General features: G+C 68.0%; 11 protein-coding genes. 7 read left to right on the top strand and 4 right to left on the bottom strand.

What is annotated here, in order from left to right; translation table 11 throughout:
- Window position 1: 1 nt before the first annotated feature.
- Entirely contained in the window at window positions 2–1,453 is a 1,452-nt protein-coding gene (locus tag ACIQTP_RS23295; RefSeq protein WP_403402500.1) for an NCS2 family permease, read from the bottom strand.
- A 260-nt stretch (window positions 1,454–1,713) separates the two neighbouring features.
- Between ACIQTP_RS23295 and ACIQTP_RS23290 the strand changes: the two genes are divergently transcribed.
- Together ACIQTP_RS23290 and ACIQTP_RS23285 are read left to right on the top strand one after the other, a co-directional pair.
- The gene (locus tag ACIQTP_RS23290; RefSeq protein WP_403402497.1) at window positions 1,714–2,280 is read left to right on the top strand and encodes a SigE family RNA polymerase sigma factor; all 567 of its coding nucleotides are present in this window, start codon (window positions 1,714–1,716) and stop codon (window positions 2,278–2,280) included.
- Window positions 2,277–3,140 (top strand): hypothetical protein, encoded by an 864-nt coding sequence (locus ACIQTP_RS23285; protein WP_403402495.1) that lies wholly within the window; start codon window positions 2,277–2,279, stop codon window positions 3,138–3,140. Before ACIQTP_RS23290 ends, ACIQTP_RS23285 begins: the two co-directional genes overlap by 4 nt.
- Before the next feature lie 178 nt (window positions 3,141–3,318).
- On the opposite strand, the gene ACIQTP_RS23280 is transcribed toward ACIQTP_RS23285, so the two are convergent.
- Entirely contained in the window at window positions 3,319–4,476 is a 1,158-nt protein-coding gene (locus tag ACIQTP_RS23280; RefSeq protein ID WP_403402492.1) for a pectate lyase, read from the bottom strand.
- 246 nt (window positions 4,477–4,722) lie between these two features.
- Here ACIQTP_RS23280 and ACIQTP_RS23275 point away from each other — a divergent pair, with 246 nt between their 5' ends.
- A complete protein-coding gene (locus ACIQTP_RS23275; RefSeq protein ID WP_403402489.1) occupies window positions 4,723–6,945 on the top strand; it encodes a family 43 glycosylhydrolase in 2,223 nt (740 codons plus the stop codon).
- 18 nt (window positions 6,946–6,963) lie between these two features.
- On the opposite strand, the gene ACIQTP_RS23270 is transcribed toward ACIQTP_RS23275, so the two are convergent.
- Window positions 6,964–7,758 (bottom strand): HAD family acid phosphatase, encoded by a 795-nt coding sequence (locus tag ACIQTP_RS23270; protein WP_403402486.1) that lies wholly within the window; start codon window positions 7,756–7,758, stop codon window positions 6,964–6,966.
- Window positions 7,759–7,990: 232 nt separating this feature from the next.
- Between ACIQTP_RS23270 and ACIQTP_RS23265 the strand changes: the two genes are divergently transcribed.
- From ACIQTP_RS23265 to ACIQTP_RS23250, 4 genes are all read left to right on the top strand, one after another.
- Window positions 7,991–8,368, top strand: a complete 378-nt coding sequence (locus ACIQTP_RS23265) for a hypothetical protein (protein ID WP_403402483.1) — start codon at window positions 7,991–7,993, stop codon at window positions 8,366–8,368.
- Window positions 8,358–12,671, top strand: coding sequence for a DUF6531 domain-containing protein (locus ACIQTP_RS23260; protein WP_403402480.1), 4,314 nt, complete (start codon window positions 8,358–8,360; stop codon window positions 12,669–12,671). Before ACIQTP_RS23265 ends, ACIQTP_RS23260 begins: the two co-directional genes overlap by 11 nt.
- Window positions 12,672–12,676: 5 nt before the next feature.
- Window positions 12,677–13,138, top strand: a complete 462-nt coding sequence (locus ACIQTP_RS23255; RefSeq protein ID WP_403402477.1) for a hypothetical protein — start codon at window positions 12,677–12,679, stop codon at window positions 13,136–13,138.
- Window positions 13,139–13,211: 73 nt separating this feature from the next.
- Window positions 13,212–13,493 (top strand): hypothetical protein, encoded by a 282-nt coding sequence (locus ACIQTP_RS23250; protein WP_403402474.1) that lies wholly within the window; start codon window positions 13,212–13,214, stop codon window positions 13,491–13,493.
- A gap of 24 nt (window positions 13,494–13,517) precedes the next feature.
- Here the strand turns inward: ACIQTP_RS23250 and ACIQTP_RS23245 are convergent, their stop codons facing one another.
- Window positions 13,518–14,630 (bottom strand): chondroitinase-B domain-containing protein, encoded by a 1,113-nt coding sequence (locus ACIQTP_RS23245; protein WP_403402471.1) that lies wholly within the window; start codon window positions 14,628–14,630, stop codon window positions 13,518–13,520.
- Window positions 14,631–14,715: the final 85 nt, after the last annotated feature.

Genomic DNA, 14,715 nt, shown 5'->3' with positions numbered 1-14,715 from the left:
GTCACTTCACGCCGAACAGCTGCCTCACGGGATCGATCGCGAAGTACACCAGGAACAGCGCCGACACGGCCCACAGCAGCCAGTGGACCTCGCGTACCTTGCCGAGCACCGTCTTGATCACGACGTAGGCGACGAAGCCGGCCCCGATGCCGTTGGTGATCGAGTAGGTGAACGGCATCGCCGCGATGGTCAGGAACGCGGGGATCGCGATCTCGTAGCTGTCCCATTCGATGTGCTTGACCTGCGTCATCATCAGGAAGCCGACCGCGACCAGGGCGGGGGCCGCCGCCTGGAGCGGGACGATGGTGAGCAGCGGGGTCAGGAACAGGGCGAGGGCGAACATGCCGCCGGTGACCAGGTTCGAGAAGCCGGTGCGCGAGCCCTCGCCGACGCCGGCCGCGGACTCGATGTAGGCGGTGTTGGAGGAGGCGGAGGCCGCGCCGCCCGCGACCGCCGCGGCGCCGTCGATGAACAGCACCCGGCCGATGCCGGGCACCTTGCCCTCCTCGTCGAGCAGTCCGGCCTCGGCGCTGATGCCGACGATCGTGCCCATGGCGTCGAAGAAGTCCGACAGGATCAGGGTGAAGATCAGCAGGACGACGGTCAGGGCGCCGGTCTCGCCGAAGCCGCCGAACAGACTGAAGTGTCCGACGAGACCGAAGTCCGGGGTGGCCACCACGTCGGAGGGGATCTTCGGCGTCGTCAGGCCCCAACTCTTGATGTCCGCGGCCGAGTTGATGATCACGGCGACCACGGTCATCGTCACGATGCTGATCAGGATGGCGCCCTTGACCTTGCGTGCCATCAGTCCGATGGTGAGCAGCACACCGAGGCAGAAGACCAGCACGGGCCAGCCGGTCAGCGAACCGGCCGCGCCCAACTGCACCGGCACGGTGGTGTTCGCGACGTCGGGGATACGGCTGACGAAACCGGCGTCCACGAAGCCGATGAAGGCGATGAAGAGTCCGATGCCCACACCGATGGCGTGCTTCAGCGGTTGCGGGATGGCGTTCATGACGGCTTCGCGCAGTCCGGTGAGGACCAGTACGCAGATGATCACGCCTTCGATGACCACCAGGCCCATCGCGTCGGGCCAGCTCATCAGCGGGGCGATCTGGAAGGCGACGACGGCGTTCAGGCCGAGGCCCGCGGCGATCGCGAGGGGCAGATTGCCGCCCACGCCCATGATGACGGTCATCACCGCGGCCACCAGGGCGGTGGCCGTGACGAGTTGGCCGCTGTCGAGCTGGTGGCCGAACTTGTCCTTGGCGCTGCCCAGGATGATCGGATTCAGGACAAGGATGTAGGCCATGGTGAAGAACGTGGCGAATCCGCCGCGTATCTCCCGGCCGAAGGTGGAGCCCCGTTCGGAGATTCTGAAGAACCGGTCGACGCTGTTCGCCGCTGGTGGCACGGCACTTGGCCGGTCGGTCACCTTCTGCGATTCGGACATGGCTGACACTCCTTGTGACCTGCGTGCTGGGTGTGCGGATGCTGGCTGGATTGTTCCCGTGTCCAGCCGCTTTCAGGTTTTCACCGTGTTACGGAATCAAGTTCGGCCCGTCATACGCTGTTCGAAGCCCTGTACGCATCGCTGGTACGCTCACGCATCTCGCCCCACAGGGGCACCATTCCTTCACGGGTGGCGCACGGGGGCCGTATACGCACGCACCCACACCGGTTGCTCAAAAGCCGCAGCAAGGAGAGGTAGCCGTGGGCACTGTCGTCGACGACGCAGCCTCCGTGGAGTTCCACGCCTTCTTCGAGCGGCACCATGCCGAACTCGCCCGCTTCGCCCATCTGTTGACCGGCGAGGCGGACGCCGCCGACGATCTGGCGGCCGACGCGCTGCTCGCGCTGTGGCACCGCTGGGACCGGGTGCGCGCGGCCGACCACCCGGTGGCGTACGCCCGCGGTGTCGTCGCGAACCTGGCCCGCACCCGGATCCGCAGCGCGGTGCGCGAGCGCAGACGGATCACACTGTTCTGGTCGCAGCGCGAGGACAAGACCGAGAACCCCGACATAGCGGGGAAGATCGATGTCCAGGAGGCGCTGCGCCGGCTGCCGTTCCGTAAGCGCGCATGTGTCGTGCTTCGGCACGCTTTCGACCTCTCGGAGAAGGACACGGCGCTGGCCCTCGGTGTTTCCGTGGGTACGGTTAAGTCCCAGACGTCGAAGGGCATGGCCGAACTGAAGCGGCTCCTCGGCACCGCAGAGGCCCCGATGCGGGTGCACGCAGGTGTGCTGCCCACGGGTGGAGCCGGAGGAAGGGACCGATGAGGAAGGCGCAGGACGTGCACGACGAGCTGCGCGCCAGGCTGCACGAGGCGGCCGAGGCGCATGAGCCCGACCGCGCGCGCATCCTGGCCCGGGTCGAGCGCGGGATGTCCGGCGCCTCCGAGCGTCGCCCCCGGCGCGCGGCCCGTCCGCCGGTGCTCGGCTGGGGACGGGTCGTCGGCGCCACGGCCGCGGTGGCCGGCGTCCTCGCGGTCGGCGGCTACTGGGTGGCCGCGGCGGTGCAGGAGGACAACCCGCCGCAGCAGACGGTCGCGGTCTCGCCGACCCCGGTCGTCTCCCCGGACGCGACGAGCCGCGCGCCCGTCGTGCCGCACCCCTCACACACCCCGGGTGCCTCGAAGCCGTCCGGGAAGGCGAGCGCCTCCCCCTCGGACACCCCCTCGGCCGCGAACTCCTCGCCCGCCGCACCCAAGGCGCCCGCCGCGGGCAACCAGGACGGCTCGCTGTGGTCCGACGGCTCGGTCGATCCGCACAGCAACGACTTCTGGGCGCAGAGCAATGTGACCCTGAAGAACGCCGACGAACTCACCTCGCTCACCGTCGAGTTGAAGATCAGGAAGACCGGCGGGGTCAGCGACGCGGGCTCCTGGCGCTCGGCACCCGAGAGCGACTTCACGACGACGGTCGCCGAGAAGGACGGGTTCCTCGTCTACACCTGGGTGCTCAAGGACGGCCACACCCTCGCGGCCGGCCAGTGGGTCTTCGCGGGCCAGTACAACCACATCCGCGGTGGCCGGGACGCCAAGGACGACCGCTACTCGGCGAACGCGAAGACCAAGGACAGCACACTGTCGGTGGCGGGCGACTTCGCCGCCGCGAGTGGCACCGCCGGCGACTCGTAAGAATCCCCCTCGGCACCGGCGCGGACGGAACCTTCCGCAGGTTTTCGTCATCTGACATCACGTACAAGTAATGGATCTGCTGGCCTGAGCCCCCCTCGGAGCCAGTCAGAGGAACGCCCCCGCCGGTGACGACCGGCGGGGGCGTTCACTTTCCCTCGTACGTCAGTGCGTGGGTACGTCAGTTCATGGTCGAGCCGATGGTCGCCGACCCCGTCGTCAGGAACGTGGTCGCGGGCAGCGAACCGCTCGCTGAGCGGGCACCGTAGGCCGTGGTCGCGTCCGTCGACCTGAACGACGGCGTCGAGGTGCCGCTGTCCCAGTTGTTGGCCGCGGAGACCGTGGCGGAACCGAGCTTGTCCAGGCCGCCCTTGTTGCTCACCGCGAGGTTCCTGGCGAGCCGTGCCCTGCCCGTCGCGAAGAAGAAGCCCGCGTCGGTGTTGGCGTAGGCGGTGTTGCGGTTGAGCACGATGGCACCGGTGTTGGAGTTCTCGGTGAAGCCGTTGCCCGCGTTGTCCCAGGCGGCGTCGTTGTTCACGACGTGGGCGACCGCCGCCCCGCCGCCGCCGAGCTTGAAGCCGTTGCCGTTGCCCTCGAAGGCGGCGTCGTTCCAGCGGTTCCTGCCGTTGCCGTACGACCACGAGTGCTCGATGGTGATCGGCGAGGAGAACTGCCAGAGGTCGAGTCCGTCGTCCGCGTTGTTGTAGAGGCGCGCGCCGGTGACCTTGTTGCCGGTGCCGGAGCCGAACTTGATGGCGATGCCGTCGGCGTTCTGCCCGTGGTTCGCGGCGTCGTAGTTGCCGTAACTGTCCAGGTTCTGCACGAGGTTGCCGGTCGTGCCGTCGCCGCGCAGCGTGAAGCCCGAGTCGCCGTTGTTCGCGGTGACGAGGTCCTTGAAGACGCCGCCGACGGAGGAGGTGGCGACGAAGCCCTGGGCGGGCGAGTTCTGCCAGGTGATGTTCTGGACGGTCCAGTAGTCGCCGTAGATCCCGGCCAGCCAGGAACCGGCGGTCAGCTTGGAACCGTCGATCCTCACCTTCTCGCTGCCGTACGCGGTGAGCGTGATCCGCGTGGAACCGGTGCCGTTCGCCGTCGACTTCAGCGTGGCCGTCGGGTAGTACGTGCCGCCGCGCACCTGGATGGTCGTACCCGCGGCGGCATCGGCGACGGCCGTCTGGAGCTGTGCGGTGGTGGAGACGGTGACCGTGGTGGCGGCGGCCTGCGCCGAGCCGTTGTTCGCGAGGCCGAGGTAGACGCCACCCGCCGCCGCGGCGACGGCCACCGCGACGGCGATCGAGAGCGTACGAGTTCTGCGGTGGCGTCCGGTGCTCAGAAGCACGGGGCGTTCCTTTCCTAGGGGGAGGGGAGACGAAGCGGGCCGGAGGGGCCGCCCCGGCCCGCTTCTGCTCCCTGGTCGCCGCGGTGGCCGGAAAGGTTGCCGAGGTTGCCCGGGTTCCTGCGAAAGCGATCGAAATTTTTCGCTCCCCCTCACCCCGTCCGCATCGATTGACGCCCCGTTCCCCGCTGGTGACACTCCGAGGGCAGTGCATTCAACAGAATCCACCAGAACCCCACAGGATGTGTCATGCGACGCCGCACCGCCCGCGCGCTCCTGATCCCCCTCCTCGCGCTCCTTCTGGGCCTGCTGGCCGCCCCACCGAGCCCCGCGTCACCGTCATCTTCGGGAGCACCGCGCGTGAACGAACCCAAGTACGCCGGCTACCTCTTCGCCTACTTCACCGGCGAGGGCACCGCCGACGGCGAGCAGATCCGCTACGCCCTGAGCCGTGGCAACGACCCACTGCACTGGCGGGAGTTGAACGCGGGCCAGCCCGTCCTGACCTCCACCATCGGCGAGAAGGGACTGCGCGACCCGTTCGTGATCCGCTCCCCCAAGGGCGACAAGTTCTTCCTGATCGCCACCGACCTGAAGATGTACCAGAACTCCAGCGGCAGCTGGGACCACGTGCAGCGGCACGGCAGCAGGTCCATCATGATCTGGGAGTCCACCGACCTGGTGCACTGGACCGACCAGCGTCTGGTGAAGGTGGCCCCCGACAACGCGGGCAACACCTGGGCGCCGGAGGCCTACTGGGACGACTCGCTCGGTGAGTACGTCGTCTTCTGGGCGTCCAAGCTGTACGCCGACGACGACCCGGACCACACCGGATCGACGTACAACAAGATGCTGTACGCCACCACGAAGGACTTCCGCACCTTCAGCGAGCCGAAGGTCTGGGACGACCCGGGCTACTCGGTGATCGACTCGACGGTCATCAAGAACAAGGGCAGTTACTACCGCTACACCAAGGACGAGCGCGACCCCAGCTCCTCCAGCCCCTGCTCGAAGTTCATCACCGGGGAGAAGTCGACCTCGCTGACCAGCACCACGTACGACTTCGTCTCGGACTGCATCGGTAGCGGCTCGATCGACCGCGGCGAGGGCCCGACGGTCTTCAAGTCCAACACCGGGAACAAGTGGTACCTGTTCATCGACGAGTACGGCAGCCGCGGTTACGTCCCCTTCGAGACGACCGACCTCGACTCGGGCAGGTGGACCATGTCGACGAACTACCAGCTGCCCGCGAGCCCCCGGCACGGCACGGTGATGCCGGTGACGCGGGCGGAGTACGACCGGCTGCTGGCCGCCTACCCGGTGACCGGCACGTCGGTCGTGGACGCGACCGCGAAGGGCCAGAACGGGTATGCGATCGTCACCGAGTCGGCCTCGAAGGTCGTCCTGCCGATGAAGCCGGACGCGGACCTCGCGCGCCTGGCCCCCACCCTCTCGGTCGGCGCGGGCGCGAGGGTCAGCCCCGCGTCGGGCACTCGCCGGGACTTCCGCACCCCGCGCACCTACACCGTGACGGCCCCGGACGGGACGAGCCGGACCTGGACGGTGGAGGCGGCGGCGACGCGCAGCCCGGTCCTCCCCGGCCTCAACGCCGACCCGGACGTCCATTACCTGAACGGCAGGTACTGGATCTATCCGACGACGGACGGCTACGCGGGCTGGAGCGGGACGAGCTTCAAGGCGTACTCGTCGAAGGACCTGGTCCACTGGCAGGACCACGGTGTGATCCTGGACCTGGGACCCGATGTGTCCTGGGCGGACAAGAACGCCTGGGCCCCGGCGATCGCCGAACGCGACGGCAGGTACTACTTCTACTTCTGTGCCGAGCAGCGGATCGGCGTGGCGGTGGCCGACTCCCCGGCCGGTCCCTTCAAGGACGCGCTGGGCAAACCCCTGGTGGCCAAGGGCGAGTTGCCGGGTCAGATGATCGACCCGGCGGTGTTCACGGACGACGACGGTCAGTCGTACCTGTACTGGGGCAACGGCCATGGGTACGTGGTGCCGCTGAACGCCGACATGGTGTCGTTCGACGCCACGAAGGTGCGGGACATCACGCAGCCCGACTTCCGTGAGGGATCCTTCGTCGTCAAGCGGCAGGGCACGTACTACTTCATGTGGTCCGAGGACGACACCCGCAGCGAGAACTACCACGTGGCCTACGCGACCGGACCGTCCCCGCTCGGTCCGTGGACCAAGCGGGGCACGATCCTGTCCAAGCGCCCGGAGTACGGCATCAAGGGCACCGGACACCACTCCGTGGTGAACGTCCCCGGCACCGACGACTGGTACATCGTCTACCACCGGTTCGCCCTGAACGGCCCCGGGAAGGCGGGCGGGGACGGCACGCACCGGGAGACCGCCATCGACCGCATGGAGTTCGCGGCCGACAAAACGATCGAACCGGTGGTACCGACCCTGGAGTCGATCCGCCCCGTGCGGAACGACCGCTCCTGAAAGGACTCGGCTAAGTACTCAGCTGACGAAGTACGTCGGGTTCGGGAGCTTGAACGTCTTGTCGGCGTAGCCCCCGTCGAGGTCGGAGTACTGGTCGCCGAAGTTGGCGACGATGTCGTATCCGAGGGACTCGATGTGCTTACGGGTGCCGGACTTGTACTGCACGGTGGTGCAGTTCCAGGCGGCGGCCGTGGCGCAGGCGCTCAGGTAGGCCGGCGGGTTGGCCGCGTCCTTGAGGAACATGTGGGCGGCGTCGAGGTTGATGTCGGCGCCGACCTTCTTCAGGTTCGTGACCGCGTCGACGCGCTGCGACTCCTTCAGGCCCGAGTTGTAGAAGACCTCGACACCCTTGGACTTGGCGTACGCGACGAGTTCGGGGGTGCCGAAGACGGCCGGACGGTCGGCCTGGGCCACGTACGCGGCCCAGGTGCCCGAGTTGTACGTGTAGTTGGTCTTCTTCTCGTAGTCGAGGGAGAGCAGCAGCGTGTCGTCGATGTCGAAGACGACCGCGGGCTTCTCGCCCCGGTGCTTCGCCTTGTGCGCCGCCTTGTCGATGTAGCGCTTGGCGTCCGACTCCAGGCGCGACAGGTCCTTGGCGTACTGGCTGTCCTTGGACGCCTGGTACACGCCGTTGCTGTCGAGCGTGGCGCCGTAGTAGGTGTCGATGTCCTTGACCAGGAGCCCGATGTTGTAGGGCTCGTGGGTCGAGTTGGCCGTCGACTGGCCGGCCGTGGCGACGCCCGTGCCGTAGAGAGCGCCGCCGGCGACGGCACAAGCGGCCGCTATGGCTGCCGCTCTGAGGGACTTCCGCATGGATTCTCCGGATCTGGGTGATGGGTGACCAGGTCATTCCGCGCCAGGTCAGGGACTGTCTACGCGCATCACGCATGCCATGCGAGAGGCTTTATCCGATCGAGACCTCACCCGCGGGCGACGTCCCCCTGGATGCATTACCCGCAGCTGGCGTTGACTTGACCTTCTCTTGAACCGGTTCTCCTAGGGTCGGAACGCACATGCGAACGATGCGTCAGACGGGGAGAGCCGCATGGGTGATGGCAACGGCGACGGCATGGTCCTGCACATCCACACCGCCGATCTGAAGCGCGCGGCGCCGGACTTCCACGAAGGGGCCAAGAACCTCAGCAAGGCACTCACCACCCTCGTCACCACCCTGGACGGCCTGGGAAAACCCTGGGGCGACGACAAACAGGGCAAGGAGTTCGGGGACGCCTACTCACCGCAGCAGAAGAAGATAGAGAGCGCGGCGGGCACCCTCGTACTCGGCCTGGTGAGCATCCACGAGGCCATGAACGACCTGGCGGACGGCACCGTCGACAACGACCAGCTGATCGCGGGAATGTTCACCGAGGTGAAGACCGACGGGACCGACAAGGCCGGGAGCGACGGTTCCGGTGAGCGTTGAGGACGAGGCCAAGAAGATCCTGCTGAAGCTGGGCCTGTGGTGGCCGGACGCCAACTCCGGTTCGCTGCGGGCCGCGGCGACCGCCTGGCGCACCTTCGCCGACGCGGTCGACGACGTACGGGGACCGGTGCACACGAGTGCGTCCTCCCTCATCCACCACAACTCCGGTGAGTCGATCGACGCGTTCGAGAAGTTCTGGGACCGCTACGCCAAGGGCAAGGACGCCGGCTGGCTGAGCGACCTGGCTGAGTCGTCCCGGGCGATGGAAAAGGCCCTGGACAAGTTCGCGGACGCCATCGACGACGCCATCAACAAACTCTGGACGCAGATCGGCATCGACGCCGCCGTGATCGCGGGCGGGGTGGCGCTGGCCTTCTTCACGGCGGGCCTCGCCTCCGGAGCCGCCGTCGTGGCGGCCGACGCCATCATCGAGTTCGGCGCCACCATGGGCATCGCCGTCTCCACCACCGTCGCGGAGATAGCGGCGGGCACCCTGGTCGCGGCGGCCTTCGGCGGAATCGAGTCGGTCACCGTCGACCTGGCCGTGGCCCAGCCCCTGAAGATGGTCACCGGTCTACAGCAGGGCTTCAGCCTGGACGAGGTCAACCAGGCCGCCAAGGACGGCATGATCTTCGGCGGCGCGCTGGGCGCGGGCAGCGGCGTACTGAAGGCGGGCGTGGAGGGCGCGTTCAGCGACACCACTCCCCTCCTGCTGCGTCCGCCGTCGCTCCGGCCCGACCTGGTCGAGCTCGGACCGGCCGCGCGCAACGCGGATCGCACGCCGTGCGTCGGCGAGCCGATCGACGTGGCGACGGGCGCCATGCTGATGACCCAGACCGACCTGACCCTGCCGGCCTCCCTCCCCCTCCTCTTCCAGCGCACCCACCTGTCCTCCTACCGGGGCGGGGTCTGTTTCGGCCCGACCTGGATCTCCACCCTCGACGAGTGCGTGCAGATCGACGGCGAGGGTGTCGTCTTCGCGGCGGCGGACGGCATGCGGCTCGTCTACCCCGTGCCGGAGCCGGATGTAGCGACCCTCCCCCTGAAGGGCGCGCGCTGGCCACTGCGCTGGGACGGCAAGCCCGACGGCGTCATGACCATCACCGATCCCGCCTCCGGAGTCGTCCGCACCTTCAGCACCCCCTTCTCCTCGGGCTCCTTCGGCGTCTTCCATCTGCCGCTGGACTCCTGGAGCGACCGGGGCGGCGCCCGCGTCGACATAGAACGCGACGACGAGGGCGTCCCGTTCGGCATCCGCCACTCCGGCGGCTACTACCTGGCCGTCGACACCCGGGGCCCCCGCATCACCGCCCTGCGCCTGCTCGACGAACCCCCCTCGCGCTACGGCCCCGACGGCCCGGTGGGCGAGGGCACGCTCGTCATGCGCTACGGCTACGACCCGGCCGGCAACCTCACCGAGGTCATCAACTCCAGCGGTGAGCCAATGCGGTTCACCTATGACGACCAGGGCCGGATGACGCGCTGGACCGACCGCAACGGCACCTGGTTCTCGTACGTCTACGACGAACACGGCCGCGTCGTGCGCACCGGGGGCGTCGACGGCATCCTGTCGGGCACGCTGACGTACGACGAGGCGGCGTCCACGACGACGTACACCGATTCGCTCGGCCGCGTCTCCAGTCATCGCTACAACTCCGAGGGCCTGGTCGTCGAGGAGACGGACCCCCTGGGGCATGTCACGCGCACGGCGTGGGACGAGTGGGGTGCCCAGCCCGTGGCGGTGACCGATCCGCTGGGGAGGACGACCCGTCACGCGTACGACGCCGCCGGGCACCTGAGCGAGGTCACCCTGCCGGACGCGTCGGTGATGCGTGCGGCTCACAACGCCCTCGGCCTGCCCACAGAGGTCGTGGAGCCGGGCGGCGCGACCTGGCGGCATACCTACGACGACCGCGGCAACCTGCTGTCCACTGTGGACCCCGCGGGTGCCGAGACGCGGTACGAGTACGACGCGTCGGGCCATCCGGCCGTGGTCACGGACGCGCTCGGCCACACACGCCGGATCACCTCGAACGCCGCCGGGCTGCCCGTCGTGCTCACGGACGAGCTGGGGCACGAGACGACCGTGCGGCGGGATGCCTTCGGCCGGATCGTCGCGGTGACCGGCCCGCTCGGCGACACCACCCGCATGGGCTGGACCGTCGAGGGCAAGCCGGAGTGGCGGGAGTACGCCGACGGCACCCGCGAGTCCTGGGCGTGGGACGCCGAGGGCAACCTGCTCGCCCACACCGACCGGGTGGGCAACACCACCCACCACACCGCCACGCACTTCGACCTCCTGGCGGCCCGCACGGATCCGGACGGCGCACGGTACGCGTTCACGTACGACACCGAGCTGCGCCTGACCAGGGTCACCAATCCCCAGGGCCTGGCCTGGTCGTACCGGTACGACCAGGCCGGCCGGCTCGTCGCGGAGACGGACTTCAACGGCCGCACGCTCACGTACGAGCACGACGCGGCGGGCCGTCTGGTCTCGCGCACCAACGGCGCCGACGAATCACTGCGCTTCACACGGGACGCGCGGGGCCGTGTCGTGGAGCAGCGCGACGACTCGGGTGAGGTGACGACGTACGCGTACGGCCCCGACGGCAGAATGTCCCGCGCCGCCAACGCGGACGCCGAGGTCGTGCTGGATCGGGACGCGGTGGGCCGCATTCTCTCGGAGACGGTGGGCGGGCGCACGACGACGTTCACGTACGACGCCGTGGGGCAGTGCACCCGCCGGGTGGCTCCATCCGGTCTGGTGTCCGACTGGACTTACGATCCTGTGGGCCACCCTGTCGAGCTGCGATCGGCAGCCGGTTCGCTCGCCTTCTCCTACGACGCCCTCGGCCGCGAGACCGAGCGCCGGATCGGCGATGCCGCGACGCTCACTCAGAGCTGGAGCGCGACAGGGCAGCTCGCCGTGCAGTCGCTGACGTCGACGGCGGGCTCGTCGCAGGCGGATCGTCTTCTCCAGCACCGCGGTCACGCCTACCGAGCGGACGGCCACCTCGTCGAAGTACGCGAACTCACCTCCGGGACGCGCCGCTTCGACCTGGACGCCATGGGCCGCGTCACGGGCGTACGCGCCCATGGCTGGCGTGAGGTCTACGCCTACGACGCGGCAGGCAGTCCGGTCCGGGCGACGGCGCCCGGCCATGCTTGTCCGGGTGAGCGCGAGTTCGAGGGCACGCTCGTCCGCCGCGCGGGGCACACCGCCCACGAGTACGACGCCCAGGGCCGTCTGGTCCGCAGGACGCGCAAGCTCCTCAACGGGCAGACGCGCACCTCGACATATGCCTGGGACGCCGAGGACCGGCTGACCGAAGCGGTCACGCCGGACGGCGAGCGATGGCGATACGCGTACGACCCGCTGGGCCGCCGGGTCTCCAAACACCGCGTGGCCGAGGACGGGTCACAGGCCGATCGCGTCGACTTCTCCTGGGACGACACCCGCCTGGCCGAACAGACCAGCCAGGACGGCAGGGTGACGACCTGGGACTACGCTCCGGGCTCTCATCGTCCGGTCGCCCAGACGCAGCACAGGGCCTCCGTCGTCGAGTCCGGCGCGTCGTTCCTCGCCCGGCTGGCCGAAGAGACCGACTCCTCGCACACGACCCGCTTCCACGCCGTGGTCACGGACCTCGTGGGCACCCCCGCCGAGTTGGTCTCGGTGTCCGGAGACCTGGTCTGGCAGCGGCGCACCTCGCTCTGGGGCACCGGTGTGCCGGCTCCGACGGACGAGGAAGCCACCGTGGACTGCCCGCTGCGCTTCCCCGGCCAGTACGCCGACCCCGAGACAGGACTCAGCTACAACCACTTCCGCTATTACGACCCCGAGACCGGACGATACGTCTCTTCGGACCCGCTGGGCCTCGCACCCTCCCCCGATCACCACGCCTACGTGCGGAATCCCCTCGTCGAGTCCGATCCGCTCGGCCTCTTCACCTGCAAGGTGGAGAACGCGCTCAAGGACTGGCAGAGCAGGAGATACCAGTTCGGCAGCGATCAGTTCATGCTCGACAAGAAGAACCTGGCACACGTCCTGGAAAGGCATCATCCGGAGTACTGGGACGGTTCGGTGAAGCAGAAGCAGTCCTTCCTCGACGGAAAGATGTCCATCAAGGATGTCGAGGACGCCATCACCGAGACGCTGAACCAGAACCGGGACAAGCTGACATCCCGCGGCCCCATGGGCATGTACCAGGTAGAAGGAAAAGTAAACGGAGTAGATTACGTCCTCGGAATCAAGAACGGCCATATCGGCCAGTTCTATCCCGGAACTCTCCCCAAGAAATAGGCCTCATGATTGAAATCACCTCCTACCTGCGCACCAAGTCAGGAGGATTCACCCCCGTACCGGACACGACCTCCGCACCTTCGGATCCCTCGTACGTCGAAGGCGCCATCGAACTGACGATCAACGGCGTACGGATCCTGGACCGGGAACTGTGGGACTATGTCGACGAACTCTGGTCGTACATCGGCGACATGGTGCTGAGTCTCAAGCGCGAGGACGAGGCGGCGACGTACTTCCCGGATCAGCCGGTCAGGCTTTCGTTCAAGCGCCTGGGCGGGGGACTCGTTCTCGTCTCTCTCACCTACGATGACACCAAGCGCGCCACCTCCGTCGACGAGCGAGAACTCGTCGAGGCGCTGCAACGGTCGGGCACGGAATTCTTCGCCAGGATGAAGGAATTGTTTCCCGGGAACGCCCCGGGATACGACGACGCGCTGGCAAGACTTATGGGACACGTCAATCCATGACGGGGCCGGGACCGTCTGGCCGAACTCCCCCGAACACGCGACGAGCTCTCTTGACGGAAGGAACAACGAGGACATGCACCATCTCGCTGCCGGGACGCATGGGCCGTCCCCAGTGATCATCGCCCTCTTCGCCCTGGGCGGCCTCGCGGCGGTCTGGTGCGGCGGGAGCTGGGCGTTCAACGTGCGCGGGATCGCCGTCCGGAGGGCCGCGAACATCCGCGAGAGGCATCAGCTGAGGAGTGGTTCGGTGCTGATGGGGGCCCAGCCCTGGTACCACCGGATGCTCGGGGCGTTTCTCACGGTCGCCGGTCTTGTGCTGCTGACCGCCGCGTACGCCCTGTGGCACCTCAACTGAGCCCACCGCACCGGTTCCTCCGGATCAGTTCATCGTGGCGCCGATCGTCGTGCTGCCCGTCGTCAGGAACGTCGTCGCGGGCAGCGAGCCGTCGGACTTGCGGGAGTTGTACGTCGTCGACGCGTCCGTGGAGACGAAGGACGGGGTGGAGATGCCCGAGTCCCAGTTGTTGCCGGAGGACGTGACGGAGGAGCCCTTGGAGACGGCCGCGCTGCCGTTGCCGACGGCCAGGTTCTTGCCGAGCTTCGCGGAGCTGGTGGCGAAGTAGTAGCCGTACTTGCCGTTGGCGTACGCGGTGGTGCGGTTGATGACGATCGAGCCGGTGTTGGAGTTCTCGGTGAAGCCGTTGCCCGCGTCGTCCCAGGCGGCGGAGTTGTTGACGACGTGCGCGACGACCTCGCCGTCGCCGCCCAGCTTGTAGCCGTTGCCGTCGCCCGCGAAGGCCGAGTCGCCCCAGCGGTTCCTGCCGTTGCCGAAGGACCAGGTGTGCTCGACGGTGACAGGGGACGAGAAGGACCAGAAGTCGATGCCGTCGTCCGAGTTGTTGTACAGGCGGGCGCCGGTGATCAGGTTGCCGGTGCCGGAGCCGAACTTCACGGCGACGCCGTCCGCGTTCTCGCCATGGGTGGCGGCGTCGTAGTTGCCGTACGAGTCGAGGTTCTTGACCGTGTTGTTGACGGTGCCGTCACCCGTGAGCGTGAAGCCGGAGTCGCCGCCGTTGATGGTCTTGATGTTGTTCCAGTTCGTGCCGGTGCAGGACTGGCAGACGACCGCGCTGTCCGGGGAGTTCTGGAAGGTGAGGTTGGAGACGTTCCAGTAGTCGGCGGTCAGCTTGAAGATCCAGTCCCCGGCGGGCAGCGAGGAGCCGTCGATCCTCACCGTCTCCGAGCCGTACGCCTGGAGGGTGACGGGGCTCGACGAGGTGCCGTTGGCCGTCGACTGGAGGGTGGCCGTCGGGTAGTACGTGCCGCCGCGCACCTGGATGACGGTGCCGGCGGTGGCGTTCTTGACGGCACTGGTGAGGTCGGCCGTGGTGCTGACGACGACGGTCGCCGCCTGGGCCTGGGTGGGCAGGACGGCGAGTCCGGCGCCGAGCGCCAGGGTGGCGCCGAGAGCGAGAGCGGTTCGACGAGACATGGAGTGCGGTCCTTTCGTCGATACGGTGGGGTTCCCTAAGGTGGGTGGACTACTTCGGGGCTTTCTTCGGGGCTTTCTTCGGGGC

Origin of the sequence: Streptomyces sp. NPDC090798 (assembly GCF_044768965.1) — a bacterium.
In the GTDB taxonomy this organism is placed as follows: Bacteria; Actinomycetota; Actinomycetes; order Streptomycetales; family Streptomycetaceae; genus Streptomyces.
Note: the sequence above shows the minus strand (reverse complement) of the source record. Positions and strands in the feature narration are given on the sequence as shown.